General features: G+C 65.1%; 29 protein-coding genes, 1 tRNA gene and 2 pseudogenes. 21 read left to right on the top strand and 11 right to left on the bottom strand.

Going from position 1 to position 17,299, the window contains the following annotated elements:
• Nucleotides 1–13 precede the first annotated feature (13 nt).
• Together RT051_RS05550 and RT051_RS05545 are read left to right on the top strand one after the other, a co-directional pair.
• A complete protein-coding gene (locus RT051_RS05550; protein ID WP_313073343.1) occupies nt 14–475 on the top strand; it encodes a phage tail protein in 462 nt (153 codons plus the stop codon).
• On the top strand, nt 475–1,533 hold the full coding sequence (locus RT051_RS05545) for a contractile injection system protein, VgrG/Pvc8 family (protein WP_313073340.1): 1,059 nt from the start codon (nt 475–477) through the stop codon (nt 1,531–1,533). Before RT051_RS05550 ends, RT051_RS05545 begins: the two co-directional genes overlap by 1 nt.
• Here RT051_RS05545 and RT051_RS05540 read toward each other — a convergent pair.
• On the bottom strand, nt 1,530–1,946 hold the full coding sequence (locus RT051_RS05540; RefSeq protein ID WP_313073334.1) for a very short patch repair endonuclease: 417 nt from the start codon (nt 1,944–1,946) through the stop codon (nt 1,530–1,532). The two genes, RT051_RS05545 and RT051_RS05540, sit on opposite strands and share 4 nt — an antisense overlap.
• A 124-nt stretch (nt 1,947–2,070) precedes the next feature.
• Here RT051_RS05540 and RT051_RS05535 point away from each other — a divergent pair, with 124 nt between their 5' ends.
• Nucleotides 2,071–3,009 (top strand): DNA cytosine methyltransferase, encoded by a 939-nt coding sequence (locus RT051_RS05535; RefSeq protein ID WP_313073332.1) that lies wholly within the window; start codon nt 2,071–2,073, stop codon nt 3,007–3,009.
• Nucleotides 3,010–3,012: 3 nt separating this feature from the next.
• Here the strand turns inward: RT051_RS05535 and RT051_RS05530 are convergent, their stop codons facing one another.
• Both RT051_RS05530 and RT051_RS05525 read right to left on the bottom strand, forming a co-directional pair.
• A complete protein-coding gene (locus RT051_RS05530) occupies nt 3,013–3,900 on the bottom strand; it encodes a hypothetical protein (protein WP_313073330.1) in 888 nt (295 codons plus the stop codon).
• 79 nt (nt 3,901–3,979) lie between these two features.
• The gene (locus RT051_RS05525) at nt 3,980–5,149 is read right to left on the bottom strand and encodes a ParB N-terminal domain-containing protein (protein WP_313073327.1); all 1,170 of its coding nucleotides are present in this window, start codon (nt 5,147–5,149) and stop codon (nt 3,980–3,982) included.
• Between the two features lie 33 nt (nt 5,150–5,182).
• Between RT051_RS05525 and RT051_RS05520 the strand changes: the two are divergent.
• Nucleotides 5,183–5,428: pseudogene (locus RT051_RS05520) on the top strand (phage late control D family protein); the annotation flags it as partial.
• 6 nt (nt 5,429–5,434) lie between these two features.
• On the opposite strand, the gene RT051_RS05515 reads toward RT051_RS05520, so the two are convergent.
• Entirely contained in the window at nt 5,435–5,974 is a 540-nt protein-coding gene (locus RT051_RS05515; RefSeq protein ID WP_313073324.1) for a DUF2939 domain-containing protein, read from the bottom strand.
• Nucleotides 5,975–6,142: 168 nt separating this feature from the next.
• Between RT051_RS05515 and RT051_RS05510 the strand changes: the two genes are divergently transcribed.
• Nucleotides 6,143–6,496 (top strand): hypothetical protein, encoded by a 354-nt coding sequence (locus RT051_RS05510; protein ID WP_313073322.1) that lies wholly within the window; start codon nt 6,143–6,145, stop codon nt 6,494–6,496.
• A 42-nt stretch (nt 6,497–6,538) separates the two neighbouring features.
• Here RT051_RS05510 and RT051_RS05505 read toward each other — a convergent pair whose 3' ends face one another.
• The 3 genes and pseudogenes from RT051_RS05505 to RT051_RS14680 all read right to left on the bottom strand — a co-directional run.
• Nucleotides 6,539–7,021: a hypothetical protein gene (locus RT051_RS05505; protein WP_313073316.1), complete on the bottom strand. Its 483-nt coding sequence runs from the start codon at nt 7,019–7,021 to the stop codon at nt 6,539–6,541.
• 2 nt (nt 7,022–7,023) lie between these two features.
• The gene (locus RT051_RS05500) at nt 7,024–7,491 is read right to left on the bottom strand and encodes a S24 family peptidase (protein ID WP_313073309.1); all 468 of its coding nucleotides are present in this window, start codon (nt 7,489–7,491) and stop codon (nt 7,024–7,026) included.
• A gap of 63 nt (nt 7,492–7,554) precedes the next feature.
• A pseudogene (locus RT051_RS14680) lies at nt 7,555–7,716 on the bottom strand (helix-turn-helix domain-containing protein); the annotation flags it as partial.
• 99 nt (nt 7,717–7,815) lie between these two features.
• On the opposite strand from RT051_RS14680, the gene RT051_RS05495 reads away from it, so the two are divergent.
• The 5 genes from RT051_RS05495 (at nt 7,816) to RT051_RS05475 (ending at nt 9,328) form a co-directional block, all read left to right on the top strand.
• Nucleotides 7,816–8,037, top strand: coding sequence for a hypothetical protein (locus tag RT051_RS05495; RefSeq protein WP_313073305.1), 222 nt, complete (start codon nt 7,816–7,818; stop codon nt 8,035–8,037).
• Between the two features lie 23 nt (nt 8,038–8,060).
• On the top strand, nt 8,061–8,300 hold the full coding sequence (locus RT051_RS05490; RefSeq protein ID WP_313073301.1) for a hypothetical protein: 240 nt from the start codon (nt 8,061–8,063) through the stop codon (nt 8,298–8,300).
• Nucleotides 8,297–8,557, top strand: a complete 261-nt coding sequence (locus RT051_RS05485; RefSeq protein ID WP_313073298.1) for a hypothetical protein — start codon at nt 8,297–8,299, stop codon at nt 8,555–8,557. The genes RT051_RS05490 and RT051_RS05485 overlap by 4 nt, the downstream gene beginning before the upstream one ends.
• 72 nt (nt 8,558–8,629) lie before the next feature.
• Nucleotides 8,630–9,052, top strand: a complete 423-nt coding sequence (locus RT051_RS05480; protein WP_313073294.1) for an ogr/Delta-like zinc finger family protein — start codon at nt 8,630–8,632, stop codon at nt 9,050–9,052.
• A gap of 123 nt (nt 9,053–9,175) precedes the next feature.
• Nucleotides 9,176–9,328, top strand: a complete 153-nt coding sequence (locus RT051_RS05475; RefSeq protein WP_313073289.1) for a hypothetical protein — start codon at nt 9,176–9,178, stop codon at nt 9,326–9,328.
• A gap of 29 nt (nt 9,329–9,357) precedes the next feature.
• Here RT051_RS05475 and RT051_RS05470 read toward each other — a convergent pair whose 3' ends face one another.
• A complete protein-coding gene (locus tag RT051_RS05470) occupies nt 9,358–9,636 on the bottom strand; it encodes a hypothetical protein (protein ID WP_313073285.1) in 279 nt (92 codons plus the stop codon).
• Nucleotides 9,637–9,749: 113 nt separating this feature from the next.
• Between RT051_RS05470 and RT051_RS05465 the strand changes: the two genes are divergently transcribed.
• The 11 genes from RT051_RS05465 to RT051_RS05415 all read left to right on the top strand — a co-directional run bounded on the left by RT051_RS05465 (nt 9,750) and on the right by RT051_RS05415 (nt 15,509).
• Nucleotides 9,750–10,097, top strand: coding sequence for a hypothetical protein (locus RT051_RS05465; RefSeq protein ID WP_313073280.1), 348 nt, complete (start codon nt 9,750–9,752; stop codon nt 10,095–10,097).
• A gap of 4 nt (nt 10,098–10,101) precedes the next feature.
• Entirely contained in the window at nt 10,102–12,075 is a 1,974-nt protein-coding gene (locus RT051_RS05460; RefSeq protein WP_313073276.1) for a replication endonuclease, read from the top strand.
• On the top strand, nt 12,072–12,374 hold the full coding sequence (locus RT051_RS05455; protein ID WP_313073272.1) for a hypothetical protein: 303 nt from the start codon (nt 12,072–12,074) through the stop codon (nt 12,372–12,374). The genes RT051_RS05460 and RT051_RS05455 overlap by 4 nt, the downstream gene beginning before the upstream one ends.
• A 3-nt stretch (nt 12,375–12,377) precedes the next feature.
• On the top strand, nt 12,378–12,569 hold the full coding sequence (locus tag RT051_RS05450) for a hypothetical protein (protein ID WP_313073268.1): 192 nt from the start codon (nt 12,378–12,380) through the stop codon (nt 12,567–12,569).
• 78 nt (nt 12,570–12,647) lie between these two features.
• Nucleotides 12,648–12,866 (top strand): hypothetical protein, encoded by a 219-nt coding sequence (locus tag RT051_RS05445; RefSeq protein WP_313073263.1) that lies wholly within the window; start codon nt 12,648–12,650, stop codon nt 12,864–12,866.
• A gap of 4 nt (nt 12,867–12,870) precedes the next feature.
• A complete protein-coding gene (locus tag RT051_RS05440; protein WP_313073260.1) occupies nt 12,871–13,218 on the top strand; it encodes a DUF4406 domain-containing protein in 348 nt (115 codons plus the stop codon).
• Nucleotides 13,215–13,691, top strand: a complete 477-nt coding sequence (locus RT051_RS05435) for a hypothetical protein (RefSeq protein WP_313073255.1) — start codon at nt 13,215–13,217, stop codon at nt 13,689–13,691. Before RT051_RS05440 ends, RT051_RS05435 begins: the two co-directional genes overlap by 4 nt.
• A 26-nt stretch (nt 13,692–13,717) precedes the next feature.
• A complete protein-coding gene (locus RT051_RS05430) occupies nt 13,718–14,797 on the top strand; it encodes a phosphoadenosine phosphosulfate reductase family protein (protein WP_313073250.1) in 1,080 nt (359 codons plus the stop codon).
• A gap of 3 nt (nt 14,798–14,800) precedes the next feature.
• Nucleotides 14,801–14,998 carry a hypothetical protein gene (locus RT051_RS05425; RefSeq protein WP_313073245.1) on the top strand — a complete coding sequence of 66 codons (198 nt, stop codon included), beginning with the start codon at nt 14,801–14,803 and terminating at the stop codon, nt 14,996–14,998.
• Nucleotides 14,995–15,315, top strand: coding sequence for a hypothetical protein (locus RT051_RS05420; RefSeq protein ID WP_313073241.1), 321 nt, complete (start codon nt 14,995–14,997; stop codon nt 15,313–15,315). Before RT051_RS05425 ends, RT051_RS05420 begins: the two co-directional genes overlap by 4 nt.
• The gene (locus tag RT051_RS05415) at nt 15,312–15,509 is read left to right on the top strand and encodes a hypothetical protein (RefSeq protein WP_313073236.1); all 198 of its coding nucleotides are present in this window, start codon (nt 15,312–15,314) and stop codon (nt 15,507–15,509) included. Before RT051_RS05420 ends, RT051_RS05415 begins: the two co-directional genes overlap by 4 nt.
• A 15-nt stretch (nt 15,510–15,524) precedes the next feature.
• Here RT051_RS05415 and RT051_RS05410 read toward each other — a convergent pair whose 3' ends face one another.
• The 3 genes from RT051_RS05410 to RT051_RS05400 form a co-directional block, all read right to left on the bottom strand.
• A complete protein-coding gene (locus RT051_RS05410; RefSeq protein WP_313073232.1) occupies nt 15,525–16,727 on the bottom strand; it encodes a phage integrase central domain-containing protein in 1,203 nt (400 codons plus the stop codon).
• Between the two features lie 186 nt (nt 16,728–16,913).
• Nucleotides 16,914–17,005: transfer RNA gene (locus tag RT051_RS05405), tRNA-Sec, on the bottom strand.
• Nucleotides 17,006–17,013: 8 nt separating this feature from the next.
• Nucleotides 17,014–17,299 (bottom strand): SelB C-terminal domain-containing protein (locus RT051_RS05400; RefSeq protein ID WP_313073227.1); only part of this gene is annotated, 286 nt, incomplete at its 5' end.

Raw genomic sequence — 17,299 nt, 5'->3', positions numbered from 1 at the left:
AGGACCGCCCACCATGATGGCCGCCCTGGGGCAGTTTGTTTTTGCCCTCGATACCCTCGCCTACCAGGACCTGCGCCGCGCCAGCAGCTGGCGCCACCCCAGCAACAGCCGCGTGGGCGCCAGGCCGGCGCGCCAGTACGTGGGACCGGGCGACGAAACCATCACGCTGAGCGGCCTGCAGGCACCCGAATTCATGGGCGACCGCCGCGCGCTGGACCGCCTGCGCGACATGGCCGGCCAGGGCAAGGCCTACGCCCTGGTCAACGGCGCCGGCGAGGCCTTCGGCGCCTGGGTGATCGAGAACGTGGAGGAAACGGGCTCCATCTTCGTGCGCGAGGGCGTGGCCCGCCGCGTCGAGTTCACCGTGTCGCTGGCGCGCGTGGACGATGCCCTGGCCGACCCCGGCGGCGGCACCGATGGCGGCGACGACTGGGGCGACTGGTGGACCGGCGACGACTGGGATTGGTGGATGTGATGGCCGTGGACCTGCACGACGCCGGCACCGAGTACCGGCAGGTGCAATACCGGCTGGAGGTCAACGGCCGGGATATTTCGCAGACCGTGCGCCCGCTGCTGATGCGCCTGACCCTGCGCGAAAGCCGCGGCGAAGAGGCCGATCAGCTGGACATCACCCTGGACGATTCCACCGGCAACTTGGCCTTGCCGCCCGTGGGCGCCACCGTCGCCTTGCACCTGGGCTACCGCCACACGGGCATGGTGGACAAGGGCACGTACCTGGTTGACGAGATCGAGCACAGCGGCGTCCCCGACGTGGTGCAGCTGCGCTGCCGCAGCGCCGAGCTGCGCGCAACCCTGCGCCAGCGCGCTACGCAAAGCTGGCACCAGGCCACGCTGGGCCAGATCGTGCAGGGCATCGCCGCCAAGAATGGCCTGCAATCCAAGGTGGACGCCAGCCTGGCCAACATCCCAGTGCCGCACGTCGATCAGACGAACGAAAGCGACGTGCACTTCCTGACCCGCCTGGGCCGCCAGCACGATGCCGTGGCCACCGTCAAAAAAGGCCGGCTGGTGTTCCTGCCCATCGGCAGCACCCGCACCGCCAGCAGCGAAGAGCTGGACGCCACCGTGCTGACCCGCGCCGCTGGCGACCGCCACCGCTACCACGCCGCCGCGCGCGACAGCTATACCGGCGTGCGCGCCCTATGGCATGACCCTGGCGCAGCCGAGAAGAAAGGCGCCATCGCTGGCACCGAGGACAACCTGAAAACCCTGCGCGACAGCTACGCCACTGAAGACGACGCCATGGCCGCCGCCGAGGCCGAGCTGGGCCGCATCGAGCGCGGCGCCGCCACGCTGGAGATCACCCTGGCTGTCGGCCAGCCCGCGCTGATGGTGCAGACGCCGGTCAACGTGCGCGGCTTCAAGCCCGAGATCGACGGGACCGACTGGCTGTGCAAGACGGTGGAGCACAGCCTGGATGACAACGGGCTGACCACGCGCATGGAGATGGAGAGGCGCGGAGTGGATGGCGATGCGCCCGCCAGGCGCACGGAGCGCAGGCCGCCCGCCTAGGAGCCGCAGCGCAAGCCGAACAGTTCGATGAGCCTGGCCTGTAGCGCATCCGGCGCCCTTGCTTCGCACTCCCAGATCACAGCTACGCGCCAGCCTGCGGCCTCCAGAGCCGCGCGGTGCTCGGCATCGCGCCGCACATTGCGCTCGAACTTAGGGCCCCAGTAGTCCTGCCGGCTCTTTGGGTTGGATGCCAGCTTGCAGCCATGGCGGTGCCAGAAGCAGCCATGCACGAAGATGACGGTGCGATGCTTTGGCAGCACGAGGTCCGGGCAGCCAGGTAGGTGCTTGTCGTGCAGGCGGAAGCGCAGGCCCAGGCTGTGCGCCGCCGAGCGCACCGCCATCTCGGGCTTGGTGTTCTTCCCTTTGATCCGGGACATCAAGCGGCTGCGGGCATCTGGGCTGAGCGTGTCCATCGCGCCAAGAGTACATCGCCGACGGGTGTCCTGCGCAGAAGCGTTCAGGCTGCGGGAAACCGCTTTTGCCTATGGCCAGGGCGGCATTGGACCGCTAAACTGCCGCCTTGCGCAAAGAACCATCATGAAAGCGATCTCTCTTTTCACAGGCTGCGGCGGGTCCGACGCCGGAATTCTGGCTGCAGGGTTCGAAGTGGTCATGACCAACGACATCCTGCCCTATGCGCGGGATGTGTACTTGGCCAACCATCCGGAGACCGACTACCAGGTCAAGGATGTGTCAAAAATCCGCCACTTCCCCAAGGCTGACCTGCTTGCCGGCTGCTACCCCTGCCAGGGCTTCAGCCAGGGAGGTGTGCGCAACCCGGACGCCAAGATCAACAAGCTGTACCTGGAGTTTGCCAGGGCGCTCAGCCTTGTTAGGCCCAAGGCTTTTATCGTCGAAAACGTCTCCGGCATGGTGCGCAAGAACTTCCGGCATTTGCTAGAAGATCAAATCAAGGTATTCACGGCAGCAGGCTACGAGGTCAAGGCGGAAGTGCTGAACGCAGCCGACTTCGGCGTGGCGCAAGAGCGCAGGCGCATTTTCATTGTCGGCATACGCAGCGATATGGGCGCGCGCTACGAGTTCCCTGTCCCCACACACGGCGAAGGGAGGGACAGGCCGACTGTGACTATCCGCGACGCCATCGGCGACCTGCCCGAATGGCCGGAAGGCGAGTTCTATACAAAGGATTTCCACTGGTATTACATGTCGCGCGACCGACGCAACGGCTGGGACGAGACTTCCCGAACCATTGTGGCCAACCCAAGGCACATGCCGCTGCACCCCATCAGCCCGGCGATGGTCAAGGTGCAGCACAACGAATGGCGGTTTGAGACAGACAGTCCCGCACGCCGGTTTACTTATCGCGAGGCCGCACGCCTGCAGGGATTTGCGAAGGGCTTCGAATTTCCAGAAACAGAAGCTGGCAGCCTAGATATGAAATATAAAGTTGCCGGGAATGCTGTGCCGCCTCCACTATTTGAAGCGGTTGCTAGGATGCTTCCGGATATCTGGTGATACTTATGCAACAGTTATATTTATTGCTGCCTCGAACTTCTTGAACCACTCCGAGTCAATTATTTGCGTTAGACTTTTAGAACGCAACGAGAGGCTAAGCATCCGTCCCCGGTCAATAACTAACGTGCCGGTAACTTTGCTTGCATCCACCCAACCGCCAGTGGAAAGACGGAAGCTTAGAGGGATGAACGTTACGTGCTGAGGCGTACTTGTGAGAGTAAAGTAGGTGCTTAGTGTTGCGGGGCTTCCCTCAAATCTTTTAGAGGGCCATTCTGTTTCTCTTGCGGCGCATTGTCCCAATATCGCGATTGTCCCGGACGCACCATCTAAAAATGGGTAGATGCCGACTATGTCTAGCGAGGCATCTCCGGAAGGGTGGATTTTTTGACACTCGGATTTATTAACAAAGAATGCGTGGAGATCATCTCCCAAAATTTCCAATGCCTGGCGCAGATCAGTCGTGTAATAGCTCTTTCGGTCGTCAGAATTTGCATCGAAGATTCTGACAAGCGCTGCTTCGGGCATCCCCTGCTTTAGAGAAAAGGCGCTTAGCGTGGCGAACCCTCTAGCCCATTCGTAACGCTGCTGTCTTGAAAAAGATTTCAGCCGGGAGCACGCCAAAAGGAACCGGTAGAGCCTGCCACCTTCTGACAACTCCAATGCTGGCCTTATTGAGTCGCCATCAATATCAAAGGGGTAATTCTCTCCGAAGAATTTATCCCGGTACTGCAGTACTTTCCACACGTCATCCATCGCGATGAAAGAGAAGTCGTGCTTCTCAGCGTCTGATTCTGCACCTGAGCTTTCGGCTTCCTGCTCGTCGAGCTCTTCAGGGTGAGTTTCAGAAGCCATGACGATGGCCTCTGCGCTCTGCCTTGCGATATGGGTCATTTTGTCATAGCCCACTACTAGCAACAATTCGACCAAGTCTGCTAGTAAATGAGGGACGTTTCTATGAACAGGGCCAATCTTAAAAGTCATCGCTAGAAATCTGCTTGTCTTTAAGGGTTTTTCCGATAAGGACAATTTTTTCGCGCAGCTGCTTCGCTATTTCATATAGCTCCATGTCATAGCTGACATTTGCAACGAAGCCCACAGCTCGCGTAAGCACATTTTCTGCTTCGTATAGTAGTTCTTTGAGCTCCTCACTTGCTCCCTTGGTTATCCTGTAGGCGTAAGAAAGAGTGCTGCCAGATTTGAATGCCTCCAAAGCTTTTGGCGTAGAAACAACAGCTGACAGCTGTCTTAAATTTCTACTTTCCCCAACCCGGGTTGCGCCTTTTTCATCGGTTTTGTAGAGCCACTCCGCTAGCTCCTTGATATGCTGTTTTTTCAGCGCCCCGGGTTCGATAATGGGGTTCGTAGGGATAAAATCTTCGTCTTCGTTTGCTGCCGAGTTGGCCGCCTCCGAGGCCCCGACATACGCGCCTATGCGCTCGTCCGCTATTGCAGTTGAAAGCACAGCGAACCTAATGGTTCTCTCAGACAGGTCGGGAATGTTAAAAAAATCGTTCTCTTTGATGTGTCTATACACAGCCAAGGCATCAAGATTGCGGCGTATATGGTCTTTCCGGCTGCCTATAGTTTTGGCAACCTGCGCATACCGGGCATCTGGCGGAAGCGAATTATCTGTGCTATTGAATATTTGCTCGATATAACGGGCCTTTGCCAGCGGCTCCCACTGCTTGACTCCTGTAATGTGCCTAAAGCCGAGGTATGGCAGAACTTCTGCGCGGGTTTCCCTTACGATTACAGGAATTGCAGCGGGTTTATACTGCGCATCGTTTGAAATACTGACGATCCGCGCAGATGGCTTTTCTATTACATAGGGATTATTTAGAAGCCGGACCGCCGTCAATCGGCGGTTGCCTTCAACAATTACATATTCACCGCCTTCCCTGACTGCCACCACTGGCTCCCCTTCGAAGAAGCCGTTTTGCCCAATCGCTTGCATCAAGTCCTCGATGGCTGTCGATTCGGCGATGAAGGCCATCATCGATGGCTCATCACGCTCTACAGCCTCAGGAAGGCGCGGATTGGCAGAATCAAGAGCCAGCCTTCCGATCTCCAGCATTTGCACGGAAGACTGTTGCTGCATATCAGAAACCTCTGGCTTTGCTGCGGTGTCTTTTTTTGGCATGGACTTTTCCTTCTAATTTCGCAATCTACTATGGCCGCCGCCCGGGCCGAGCTGCAGCGCATGGAGCGCGGCAAGGCCACCTTCGAGCTGACGCTGGCCCTGGGCAGGCCAGACATCACACCCCAGGCGCCGATCACGGTGGCCGGGTTCAAGCCGCAGATCGATGGCACCGACTGGCTTGTCAAGACCGCCACGCACACGCTGGGCGACGGCGGGTTCACAACCAAGCTGGAGATGGAGCGCGGCGGGGGTGATGATGCGCGGGCTGTAGCCGAGTAAGCACGGTTACTTCAGGTCATCCATGCGTACGCCAACCAGCTTCCAGCTGAGAAGACCGTCGCGCTTGAAGATGAAGCCGCCCTGTTCCCCTTTGGGGTGGACAAGCACTTTGGACCAGCCCTGATAGTCAACCGCGAAGTCCTTGCGGGGCTTGCCGGGCTCACTGGCGCCGACGCCAATCCCCGCGGCAGCCACGTCGGAGGGCTTGCCCGGCTTTCCGTTTTCCAGCATCAGCATCACGCCGGCAGGCGACACCAGGGTTTCGGTGAACTGGTTGACCAGGCCCATGGCCAGCACTTGGCCGAAGCCCGCGAAGGGGTTGCCCTTCATTTCGGGCTTGTCCATCTCGGACTGCATGCGCACCAGCATTTGGGCCTTCACACTCTCGCGCAGCGCGGGGAAGTCCACGTATTCCGACACCGCATCGGCATCCTTGCGCTCAATGGCACCGCGAATTTGGTGCAGCGTGAGGTACGGTGACGCATAGAGCAGAGCTGCAGCGCAAAGGGATGCGGCAATAACGCCGCCTACGATCTTTCTGTTCATGGGCACCCTCTCTTCGTGAAAAAGCCAGCATCACGTGCGGCATGGATCAATCGACGATCCGGTCGGGAAGAACTCCGGACTCCTGCATATCTGGCAGGTACGGAAGTGGCTGCGCCATACACAACAAGCGCACCGAAAGAACAGACCCTTCGGAGGGAAGATGCGCGCATGGCAAAAGAATGGATTGCGGTAGACCTTGACGGCACCTTGGCAACACGGGTGACGAACGGCATTGGAGCGCCGATAAGCGCCATGTGGGATCGCGTGAGACGCTGGCGGGCGCAGGGCTTTGAAGTGCGCATCTTCACCGTGCGCGCGCATACAGCAGTGGGAGCGGCAGCTGTTAAAAAATGGCTGAGCGACAACGATCTTCCGCAGCTTGAGGTGACCAACGTCAAAGCGCCGGGGCTCATTGCGCTGTGGGATGACAAGGCCGTGCGCGTGCAGCCAGACACGGGGCGCGTGTGCGGCGCATGCAACGCATCGGAAAACGTGTTCCGCAGCTACCAGGCCGACTGCTGACCAGCGCGAGCAATAGGGCCAGGCGGGCGAGCTGCATAGAAGCTAGTCCGCGATGTGATCCGGCAGAACGCCAGATTCGAGCAGCTCGGGGAGATCTGGCTCGAAGACGATGAACGCCCCCTGTGCGCGAGCATTCGCCAGCTTGGCAGGGCCGGCATTAGGGCCAGCGCAAAGAAAAGCTAGCTGCTGCGTGACGGTCTTCACCACCTTGAGACCTGCTGCAGCGCATTGCTGTTCAAGCTCCGAGCGCAAGGCGGCAGGAAAGCCGGTGAAAAGGATATGGGGCCGGCTGTCTTGTGGGAGGGTGCGAGAGAGCTTGGGAGGCGGGCCGGCAAACGGTGTTGCGAGCGCCACCTCGCAACCGTCAAGGTAACGGGATATGCGGTCCTTGCGAAACGTCCGAGGGGCGCCACCGGCAGCTGCGCAGTTGCCAACGATGTAATGGCCTTCCTCGGTCCAGTTGGATACCGCGCGAAGCGTGGATTCGCCCGCGGCGTCGGTGTACATGAAATGAAGCACGCTCATGGCTAGAAGCGCCTCCCGTTCCACCCGTACACCACCCGCCCGCAAATGCGCACCTGCTGCGAGCCATCGAGCACATCCACTGTGCGCACGCTCGGGTTGTCGCTTGACACCTCGCAGCGCCCGTCCATGCGCCGCGTCACCCGCTTGATGAACAGCTGGCCGTTGGCCTGCAGCACGTACACCCCGTCCACATCGGCCACGGTTTGGTCGGTGTCTACCAGGGCCAAGTCGCCTGATTCCAGCGTGCCGGCCATGCTGTCGCCGTAGGCGTGCACCAGACGCAGCGCTGCAGGACGTGAGCGCGGCAGATGCGCAGCCAGCCAACGGCGCGACACCGGCACTTCGCCCAGGATCACATCCTCGGTAATGAACTCATTGCCGGGGCCCATGCTGCCAGTCGCGCTGTACAGCGGCACCCGCACGGCATCGGCGTCGTCGTGCGGCTCGGGTGCTGGCGCAGCGCCGGACAACCGAGTGGGAGAGCGACGGCCCGTGACCACGTACTGGACATCAAGCCCACTATCAGCAACCGCCGACAGGAATTCCGTGCTGACTGCAGCGATGCCCCTCTCCCAGTCCTGATAGGTGCGCGGCTTGGCGCTCCCAAGAGCGGCCATGTCCGGTTGAGAAAGGCCCAGCCTGTCCCTCTCAGATCGCAGCCGCTCACTTAGCGATGTACGGAAATCTGTGCTCATTGATTGACACGCACGGTATTCCGTGCAATAGTGCGGCGCATTACGACATACACCGATAACCGCATGTTACACGCGCCGATTTCGGCGGGAGGTAAGCACATGGCATACGACGACAAGCAACAACGCCGCGACTTTCGGCACACCGTGCGTTTCAAGCGCGCGGACGATCAGCTGATCACCGTGCTGGCCGACCGCCTGGGCGTACAGAAGGCCACGCTGATCCAGAACATGGCCCTGCTGGCCGCCGAGAAAGAGCTGCAGAAGCTGGGCCTGGGCAACGTGCCCGCAGCGACTGCCGCCGGCGGCGCAGCTATTTGCTGACCAGCGCCAGCAGGCCATGCGCGATGCAAACCCAAGAGCACCTGGTGGAGGTATCCGCCGAGCTGGAGCACCAGCTGGAGCGGCTGCGCCAGGCATGGCACATGCCCAGCACCACGGCTGTGATCGAGCGGCTAATTAGCGCCCAGCTTGATCGCAGCGTCTACGGCATGACGGGCATACGGCCCGGCCCCCGCCTGGTGGTGGACAACCGCCACCCCCACCCCGATGACAAGCCCACAACCGGGCACGAAGGACCACCATGACAGCAGCAGCAACGACCCAACCCACCGGCCTGCAGGCCCTGGTGGCCAAGAACCGCAAGGCCGGCCGCCTGGACGAGCCCACGCCCAAGCAACCCACCCGCCGGCCGCAGCTAGTGGGCCTGCGCCTCAAGCCCGCCGAGTTCGAGCAGGCGCGCCAGCTGGCGGACGAGGACGAGCGGCCCACGAGCGTGTTCGTCAAGCGCATGTACCTGCGTGGCCTGGAGGCTTACCTGCAGGACCGGGCCGCTGGCCACTGACCACCCGGCAGCAATCAGCAGCAAATAGCCGCTCAAAAGCGGCACGAACAAAACGGCGTCGAGGGGATGACGATGATGAACAGCAAAGCCGAAGTGCTGGCGCTGGGCATGGCCAAGCCGCCGCGCCCGCGCGCCAGCCACCAGGGGCGGCAGCTGCGCTACGAGGGCACGCGCTGGGCGTGCCCGCACTGCCGCGCATCGTCCGAGATTCGCACCAGCCGGATGGTCAGCGACACGATGCGCGAATCAATCTACGCCTGCAGCAACGTGGAGTGCGGGCACACATACGTCGTGATGGCCGAGGTGGTCCGCACGTTGAGCCCATCGGCCACGCCAGACCCCACCGTCAACCTGCCCCTGTCCAGCCACGTGCGGCGCGACATGGTGCGCGTGGTGCTGGACAACGCCGGCGAGGCCCAGCACGAAGCGCAATTCACCACACCCATAACCGGCGACCTGTTCGCCGGCAGCGCCAAGGCGGCCGACACGACTTGACCGCCAGCCGCTGAAAGCCAGCGGCACCCATCACCCACCCGAACCCACTTTTTGCAAGGCGCGCCGCGCCAGGCAGGGACTTTTTTTGCCCAAAAACCGAGGAAAGCTGTGAATTGCTACGTCATGACCTACCGCACTGCAGCCGGTTTGCGTCTGCAACCCGTGTTGGCGGCCAACTTGAAACAGGCCTGGGAGCGCGCTTTCGACGTGCTGGAGCGCCTGGGCTGCAACGCCTGCGGCTGCGGCCTGCGCAAGCTCAAAGGAGGTGCCGCATGAGCGCCCATGCACACCAGCCATCGGCGCAGCTAATCGGTGGCACTGAAGATGGCGTCGCAGCCTTCGCGCATGCCGGTTTCGTGCTCCAGCTCGTCAGTCAGGCCCAGGTCCTGCAGGGCACCGACCACGCCCATGAAGCTGGCCAGGCCTGCGACCTTGGCCGTGCGGTACAGCTGCCCGGCGCCATTGCGCACCCCAATGACCATGACGGTCCCGCCCAGGTCCGGGTGGGTGTTTTCTTCGATGGCCGCCAGTATTTGGCTGTCCATGGTCAGCGGCTCTACATCCTTGATGAGCTTGGTGGTCAAAGTTCCCTCCTGTCCGATGCTGATGTGGCGCAGCTGCGCGCAGCCTTGCGCTATGTCGCCAAGGCTCTAGCGGTACTGCAAGCAACGCATGGTAACAACGGGGCGGCACCGGCATGAGCGCTAGCGAGGAAGTGGTGGCCCAGGCCCCCGCCAAGGCGCCAGCGCCTGCCAGCGGCGAAGTGCTGCAGCGTCTGATGGTGCTGCGCGACGAGTTCGTGCAGATCAGCAGCAAAGGCCGCTTCGTCGATGCCGCCGCGGCCGAGTGGCGCAAGTTGCCCCTGCAGTGGCGCATGGTGCTGCTGATGGTGGCCGGCGTCGGCGTGGACGTGGCCGACCTGGACACGCTGGCCAGCCGCCACTGGCATGAGTTCCCCGAGCCCGAGCAGCAGGCGGTCAAGGCGGTGATCCGCGATGGCCGCCACCACCTGCGCGGCGTGACGGCCCTTGCCGCGAGGGTGTAGCACCGTGGCGACCATCCCGCGCGTCCTTCCCAACGGCAGCCTGTCCGAGTGGGAGAAGAACAAGCCCACGCTGCACAAGGCGGCCGCGCACATGGAGCGCGTGATCCGCTGCGCGCCTGCGACCTGGCAAGCCGCCATCCGCTCGCGCTTCGAGCGCAGCACGCCGCCCATCGTCGCCGCCGCGCTGACGGCCCAGGAATGGCTGGCGCAGCCGCCCGAGTGGGCGCAGGCCTGGGACCTGATGCAGGCCCTGGCCGGGCACGAGGACCGCTTCGGCGCGGCCACGCTGTGGAACCTGCAGGACTACGAAATCTGCGACATGGCCAAGAAGCTGGCGGCCGAGGCCGACGAGCTGGACGCCCTGTGCCAGAGCCAGGCCCTGGGCCTGGCCGAGCGCGTGGACAGCATCCGCATGCTGATCCGCTGCGTTGGCATCGTGGAAGACAAGCCCATCCAGGGGGAGCCCGCCATCAAGCGGGCGCAGGACGCGGCCTGGTGGCGGCGCCGACTGCGCGTGCACGTGGCGCGCGTAGTCGAGGCCGGCGCCGTGGGCCTGGGCTTGGTGCACAAGGGCCGGGGCGGCTACGTCAGCAGCGAGGGCATGGCGCGCCGCCAGGCGCAGCTCAAGCGCAACGCCGAGGCCCTGGGCCGCACGCTGTACCGCAACGAGGCCGGCCAGGTCTTCACGCTGGCCGAACTGGCCGAGCTGGGCACGTCCAACCCGCTGATCCGTGGCGGCGAGCTGATGACGCGGATCCGCGGCGCCGAGGAATACGCCGACGCCCGCGCCCACGTGGGCCTGTTCGTGACGCTGACGCTGCCCAGCCGCTTCCACCCCGTCAAGCAGGGCAGCGGCGGCCGGCCGGTGCCCAACCGCAAATACGCCGGCGCCACGCCGCGCGACGGCCAGCAGTGGCTGCGCGACATGTGGGCCAAGACGCGCGCCGCGCTGGCCCGCCGCGGCGTGAAGATGTACGGCCTGCGCGTGGCCGAGCCCCACCACGACGCCACGCCGCACTGGCACATGCTGGTGTGGGCCGAGACCGAGGCCGGCGCCCAGCAGATCGAGGCCACGGTGCGCCGCTACTGGCTGAGCGACGACGGCGACGAGCGCGGCGCGGCGGACAACCGCATCAACGTCAAGCGCATGCTCAAGGGCGGCGCCGCCGGCTACGTGGCCAAGTACATCGCCAAGAGCGTGGGCCACCTGGCCCTGGCCGAGCACCAGGACTTGGTGGACGGCCAGCAGATCACCATGGATTTCGGCGCCGCCCCCACGCAGTCCGAAGGCCGGGCACCCGCTCAGGAGCCGGGCCAGGGCCAGGGCCAGGGCCACCAGCGCGTGGACGCCTGGGCGGCCACCTGGGGCATCCGGCAGTTTCAGACCATCGGCATGCCCAGTGTCACGGTCTGGCGCGAGCTGCGCCGCGTCACCGGCGACCAGCTGGAGCTGTTCCAGCGCGAGGGCGACCGCGAGACGCTGCGCGCCTACCACGCCTGCCACCGCCGCGGCGAGCTGCGCGCGGACTGGCGCTTGTTCATGGAGGCGATGGGCGGCCACGCCGTGCGCCGCTGCCAGTGGCACCTGCGCACCGCGCACCGCCCGCCCGAGGCCGGCGCCGTCAATCGCTACGGCGAGGAGGTCAAGGTGGGCCGGGTGGTGGGCCTGCTCGCCCAGCGCGGCCGCATGGCCGGGCGCTGGCTGGTGAGCCGCCGAATCATGTGGGCCCCGGTGCTGGGCGAGGGCGCGGCAGCGGCCACGCCTGAGCAGGGCGACGCCCAGGGCGAGGCGCCCGCCCGCGCGGCTTTGCCGCGCGCTTGGACTGGTTTCAATAACTGTACGGCCCGCCTGACGCACGAGCTGCGCCGCCTGGTTTTTGGCCGCGGGGACCACGAAAAAGAGGACTGGTGCACGCCCGAAGCGGTGGCGCACTACCGCCGGATCCAGCAACTGCAGCGACAGGAGGCCTGGAAATGATGAAAAAACAGGCAGCACCCCACACCACCACGCCCCAGGCGCGCCGCCGCATGGGCCCAGCCGACCAGCGGCTGGCCGATCTGCGCATGCATGCCCTGCGCGCCGCCCGCCGCCGCTGCGACGAGATGGGCGACGGCCCCGAGGCCCGCGAGGCCATGAAGCGCGACGTGCTGGACACGCCCGCCGAGCTGCTGGCCGACCTGGCCGAGGCCCTCGCCGCGCCCATCGACCGCGCGCTGCTGCTGGCCCCGGCCCCCGCACTTGCCCCAGCCAGCCACCCCGCCACCGCAAGGGAGTAACCCATGCCCGCACACCTGCCCGCGCCTTGCCAGCGCTGCCAACCACCCGCCGCGCCGCGCCCCTACGTGCCCGCCGCCGCAACCACCACCGAGCACCTGCTTGCCGTGTTCGCCGCCGAGCGTGCGCGGCTGGCGCGCGCCGCGCTGCCGTGCTGCGTGTGCACGCCCTGCGAGCAACCGGCCCCGGCCGCCTGAAACCGCAGGAAATCACGCATTTGACCTTTGTGGGCTTCGTCTGTCAGCTATCAAAACCGTAACAAGGAAAGGACCGTCATGCACCCCATCCACAACATCCAGGCGCTGCGCAGCTACCGCGCGCACCTGTTGCCCACCGATTGGGACCCGGCCAACGTCGAGGATCTCGCCGACGCCGGCCTGCTGCCCACCATCCGCGTCAAGGCGGCCAACGCCATGCAGGCCCACGCCCGGGCGCAGCTGGCCAGCGGCAAGCAGGTGCTGCGCGTCGAGCGCATCGAGCCGGTGGAGGGCTGACGCCATGCGCGTGTACATCGCTGGTCCGATGACGGGGCTGCCCGAGAGCAACTACCCCGCCTTCCACGCCGCCGCCGCGCACCTGCGCGCACGCGGCTTCAACGTCGAGAACCCGGCCGAGAACGGGCTGCCCGCATGCGGCGGCACGTGGCTGGGCTGGATGCGCCTGGCCGTTGCCCAGCTGGCGCGCTGCGACGCTATCTATCTGCTGCCCGGCTGGAAGGAATCGCGCGGCGCGCAGGTCGAGCATCAGCTGGCGCGCGGGCTGGGGCTGTGGGTCATGTACCCGCCGCGGGCAGCACAGCCGAGAGCGGAGCCGCTGCAGGCGGCCACGGCCGAGGTGGCGGCATGAGGGCCCGGAAGAAGGGCCGGCACCTGCGCAGCCGCGCAGACCTTGCGCTGTGCAGCCCGGTGGGCAAGGCCGTTGCGCTGCAGTGGCTGTACAACGAAATGCTCGAGATCGGCCTGGCCTGCCTGGCGGTCGAGCATGGCAGCGAGCAGCGCAAGCTGCTGTCGCGCCTGGCCTTCATGCTCGGCATCGGCGCCGAGGTGGCCGCCCAGCGGCCCGTGGCGGGCGACAACCGCGCCGGGCTGCACCAGGCGCTGGCCGAGGTGCTGCGCATGGCGGTGGACGGCTGCATCTGGGACGCCGCCTGGGCCGCGCAGCTGCAGCTGGCCCTGGAGGTGTCGGCCGAGCTGATGCTCGAGCACAGCGTCCTGGCCCAGGCCGTGCTGCCGGGCGCCATGGCGTTGAGCGAAGACATCAAGCTGGGGCGGGTGCGGGCGGATGCGATCGTGCCGTTTGGGGGCGAGGTCGCCGCATGACTGGGCAGGCCAAAAAATTGCATATCGTGTCCGTCTCCGGCGGCAAAGACAGCCTCGCCACGCTGCTGATCGCGCTGGAGCGCTGCCCCGCCGGCAGCGTCGTCCCGATCTTCTGCGATACCGGCAATGAGGACCAGGCCGTCTACGACTATCTCGATTACCTGGAGGCGGCCCTGGGCATCACCATCACCCGCCTCAAGGCCGACTTCGCCGAGCAGCTGGCAGCAAAGCGCCAGTTCATCGCCCGCGACGTGCGCACCCGCCGCGAATACCGGCGCGTGCCCAAGACCGACCGCGCCGGCAACCCCGTGTACCTGCGCGACAAGGCCGGCGCGGTGCGCCTGTTCCCGGTGCTGGACGAGGACGGCGAGTCCACCGGCGAGCTGGCGCCGCGCCAGGCCAAGGGCTGGGACGGTGGCCGCAAGGTGCGGTGGTCGAACAAGGCCAAGCGCCGCGCGCTGTCGGTGATGTTCCCCAGCGGAAACCCGTTCCTCGACTTGTGCATGTGGAAGGGGCGCTTCCCGTCCCGCAAGGCCCAGTTCTGCACCGAGGAGCTGAAGCGCAACATGGCGGTCGGCTTCCAGCTGGACCTGATCGACGCCGGACACCGCGTCATCAGCTGGCAGGGCGTGCGCCGAGACGAGTCCGCGAACCGGCGCCACGCCAAGAAGTCCGAGCGTGTCGGCCCGTGCCTGTGGACCTTCCGCCCCATCGTGGAGTGGACGGCCCAGCAGGTGTTCGATTTCGCCGCTGCGCGCGGCGTGCAGCCCAATCCGCTATACCGCCAGGGCATGACGCGCGTGGGCTGCATGCCCTGCATCAACTGCGGCAAGGCTGAGCTGCGGCAGATCGCCGTGCGCTTTCCAGAACACCTGCAGCGCATCGCCGAGTGGGAGCGCACCGTCGGGATGTGCGCCAAGCGCGGCTATTCCACCTTCATGGCGGACGCGCACTCTGCGGCCGACCGTCGCCAGGTGTTCGCCGACCTGAACATCTGGGCGCGCATCGAGTGGTCCAAGACCACGCGCGGCGGCCGGCAGTACGACCTGCTGCAGGTGCTGGATGAGCCGGCCGCCTGCGCCTCTGCCTACGGGCTTTGCGAGTAAGTCATGAGCGACAACAGCAAGACGTTGACCCACTGGCGCCGGCGCGCGCTGCGCGCCGAGGACGAGCTGGCCACCGTGCGAAAAATGCGGCAGCTGGATGCCGAGCAGGGCCTGGCCGCGGCCCGTGAGCTGGCCAGGCTGCGCGTGGCGCTGCGCGAGATCACCGAGGCCGTGCAATGGGCGAGCGAGGGCGCGGCGTGATCGCCTCGCTGCCACCCGTGGGCGCCTATCTGCGCCCCGTCGGGCTTTACCGCTACAGCTACTGCATCCGGGTGGTGCGCCAGTTGGCTGGCGACGAGAGCAACCATCGTTCTGGCATCGAGGGCGAACGATGGGGGTTGCAAGACGGCATTCCGCACGATGATGGACACGTGATGAGAGGGTGGTTCGCCGACCTTCTGCCCGGCCCGGGGATGGATGTGTGGCGCGAGCGTGCTCGCTGCGAATGGGATCTGGAGCCGCTGTATTGGCGCCGGATGAGCGCAGGCAGCCACGGGCAGGGCGACCTATTCGCATGAGCAGGATCATCTTCACCAAGGCCCAGCTGCTCGATGAGCTGGGCATTGCCGAGAACACCCTGCGTGCTCTCATCGAGCAACGCGCCTTCCCCCACCCGCGCAAGATGGGCGCCAAGCTGTTTTGGTTGGTGTCGGAGGTGGTTGAGTGGCTGCAGGCTTGCCCCAAGGCTTGGGGCGGCGCAGCCGCAGATTGAAGACGCGCGCCCACCCTACGCGGCGGGCAGCGGCCCGGCGGCGTAGTCGGCCCACTCCTGCATGATCACCGCGCGCTTATCCAGCATGTCGCCGCGCCGATAGGCGGCCTCGGTCTTGGTGTCAATGGTGTGGGCCAGGCACAGCTCCACCGCGTCGCGCGGGTGGTGCGTCATCTCGCCGGCCCAGTCGCGGAAGGTGGACCTGAACCCGTGGGGCACGGCTCCTAGTTTGTGCCGGCGCATCAGCGTGGTGAGCGCCATGTCGGATAGCGGCCCTTTGCGGGTCGAGGGAAAGACGTGCTCTACGTGGGCTTCGCGCGGCAACGAGCGCAGCAGCGCGAGCGCCTGGCGCGAAAGCGGCACCCGGTGGTCCTTCTTCGCCTTCATTCTGTCCGCCGGCACCGTCCACAGGCTGGCCTCCAGATCGACCTCGCTCCACAGCATGCCACGCACCTCGCCCGAGCGGGCCGCCGTGAGGATCAAAAAGCGCAGCGCCCGGGAGCTTTGCCCGTAGGCCGCTGCAATCGTCGCGTAGGCCGTCGGCAGATCGGCAAGCGGGACGGCCGCAAGGTGCTGGACGGGGGCTAGTTTCTTGGGGTTGGCCAGGATGTACTCCAGCTGCCCGCGCCAACGCGCGGGGTTGGGGCCCGTGCGGTGGCCGTGGGCCGTGGCCCAGTCCAGTATTTGCTCGATGCGGCCACGCACGCGCGAGGCGGTTTCCGTCTTGGTCTTCCAGATCGGGGAGATGACCCGCAGTACATGCTGGGCATCAATGTCGGAGACGTACACGCTGCCGATCTTGGGGTGCGCATACATGCTCAGCGTGTTGCGCCACTGCTGGGCATGCTTCGCGTTGCGCCAAGTGCTCTCGTGCTCGCGGATGTACGCGTCGGCCGCATCATCGAACCGGATCAGCGCCGCGGCGGCGAGCCGGGCGGCTTCGCGTCTGTCCTGTCGATCCTTGATGGGATCGATGCCGGAATCACGCAGCGCCCGAGCGGCACGCGCCGCCTCGCGTGCCGCAGACAGGCTCACCGTTGGATAGCTGCCCAGACCCATGCGCCTGCGCTGCCGCATGAAGACGTACCGATAGACCCACACGCGCGAGCCGCCGATAACCTGGAGGTGGAGCCCGACCGCGCCACCCACCGAGTAGGCGCCCTCTGCCTTCAGGCGCGAGACCTCCAACGCTGTCATCTCCAGTATTCGCTTGGGCATCTGTTCTATAGGCCACTTGACAGGCCAAAAAATGATGATTTGGCCTTGAACACGGGTTGCATGGCCGTTGGTGTAATACTGTATAAAACACCAGATAACCAAGCGTAACACGTTGATTTTTGGCGGTCAACGCGCGCGAAAAAGCGGCTAAATAGCCGAAGTGTTTTGGTGGTGATGGAGGAGGGGCGGAAGAGAGAAGGAGTCGAACCTTCCGACCACGCGTGGCGCAGTCCACCGGGTTTGAAGCCCGGGCGCCCCACCAGGGACGCTTCCCTTCCAGAAAATCTCAGCCGCCGCCCTCGAACAGCGGGGTGCCGGGGCGCAGCAGGTGCGCATCCTTCACCCGGCGGGTGAAGCCGACGCGGTTGAAGAACTCCAGCACCTGGATGGCCCGCTTGCGCCCCAGGCCCGTGGCGTCGCGAAACGCCGCGGCCTGCAGGCCGTCGGGGGCCTGGCCGCAAGTGCGTGCCAGGGCGGCAAGGCGCTCGAGTGTAGCCGCTGGATAGTACAAATCCTTGACCACCTGGAAGACCTCGCCGCGCCGCGCCAGGCTGGCCAGCGTCTGGCGCACC

The organism is Melaminivora sp. (assembly GCF_032059615.1).
Taxonomy (GTDB): Bacteria; Pseudomonadota; Gammaproteobacteria; order Burkholderiales; family Burkholderiaceae_C; genus Melaminivora.
Note: the sequence above shows the minus strand (reverse complement) of the source record. Positions and strands in the feature narration are given on the sequence as shown.

Bases quoted from the DNA above. Each gene is read 5' to 3' on its own strand.
- RT051_RS05440 (WP_313073260.1), top strand. From the start codon at position 12,871: ATGCGCGTGTACATCGCTGGTCCGATGACGGGGCTGCCCGAGAGCAAC.
- RT051_RS05465 (WP_313073280.1), top strand. From the start codon at position 9,750: ATGAGCGCTAGCGAGGAAGTGGTGGCCCAGGCCCCCGCCAAGGCGCCA.
- RT051_RS05550 (WP_313073343.1), top strand. From the start codon at position 14: ATGATGGCCGCCCTGGGGCAGTTTGTTTTTGCCCTCGATACCCTCGCC.
- RT051_RS05540 (WP_313073334.1), bottom strand. From the start codon at position 1,946: ATGGACACGCTCAGCCCAGATGCCCGCAGCCGCTTGATGTCCCGGATC.
- RT051_RS05535 (WP_313073332.1), top strand. From the start codon at position 2,071: ATGAAAGCGATCTCTCTTTTCACAGGCTGCGGCGGGTCCGACGCCGGA.
- RT051_RS05445 (WP_313073263.1), top strand. From the start codon at position 12,648: ATGCACCCCATCCACAACATCCAGGCGCTGCGCAGCTACCGCGCGCAC.
- RT051_RS05510 (WP_313073322.1), top strand. From the start codon at position 6,143: ATGGCAAAAGAATGGATTGCGGTAGACCTTGACGGCACCTTGGCAACA.
- RT051_RS05495 (WP_313073305.1), top strand. From the start codon at position 7,816: ATGGCATACGACGACAAGCAACAACGCCGCGACTTTCGGCACACCGTG.
- RT051_RS05410 (WP_313073232.1), bottom strand. From the start codon at position 16,727: ATGCCCAAGCGAATACTGGAGATGACAGCGTTGGAGGTCTCGCGCCTG.
- RT051_RS05480 (WP_313073294.1), top strand. From the start codon at position 8,630: ATGATGAACAGCAAAGCCGAAGTGCTGGCGCTGGGCATGGCCAAGCCG.
- RT051_RS05545 (WP_313073340.1), top strand. From the start codon at position 475: ATGGCCGTGGACCTGCACGACGCCGGCACCGAGTACCGGCAGGTGCAA.
- RT051_RS05425 (WP_313073245.1), top strand. From the start codon at position 14,801: ATGAGCGACAACAGCAAGACGTTGACCCACTGGCGCCGGCGCGCGCTG.
- RT051_RS05515 (WP_313073324.1), bottom strand. From the start codon at position 5,974: ATGAACAGAAAGATCGTAGGCGGCGTTATTGCCGCATCCCTTTGCGCT.
- RT051_RS05525 (WP_313073327.1), bottom strand. From the start codon at position 5,149: ATGCCAAAAAAAGACACCGCAGCAAAGCCAGAGGTTTCTGATATGCAG.
- RT051_RS05530 (WP_313073330.1), bottom strand. From the start codon at position 3,900: ATGACCCATATCGCAAGGCAGAGCGCAGAGGCCATCGTCATGGCTTCT.
- RT051_RS05435 (WP_313073255.1), top strand. From the start codon at position 13,215: ATGAGGGCCCGGAAGAAGGGCCGGCACCTGCGCAGCCGCGCAGACCTT.
- RT051_RS05490 (WP_313073301.1), top strand. From the start codon at position 8,061: ATGCAAACCCAAGAGCACCTGGTGGAGGTATCCGCCGAGCTGGAGCAC.
- RT051_RS05505 (WP_313073316.1), bottom strand. From the start codon at position 7,021: ATGAGCGTGCTTCATTTCATGTACACCGACGCCGCGGGCGAATCCACG.
- RT051_RS05475 (WP_313073289.1), top strand. From the start codon at position 9,176: ATGACCTACCGCACTGCAGCCGGTTTGCGTCTGCAACCCGTGTTGGCG.
- RT051_RS05450 (WP_313073268.1), top strand. From the start codon at position 12,378: ATGCCCGCACACCTGCCCGCGCCTTGCCAGCGCTGCCAACCACCCGCC.
- RT051_RS05415 (WP_313073236.1), top strand. From the start codon at position 15,312: ATGAGCAGGATCATCTTCACCAAGGCCCAGCTGCTCGATGAGCTGGGC.
- RT051_RS05455 (WP_313073272.1), top strand. From the start codon at position 12,072: ATGATGAAAAAACAGGCAGCACCCCACACCACCACGCCCCAGGCGCGC.
- RT051_RS05485 (WP_313073298.1), top strand. From the start codon at position 8,297: ATGACAGCAGCAGCAACGACCCAACCCACCGGCCTGCAGGCCCTGGTG.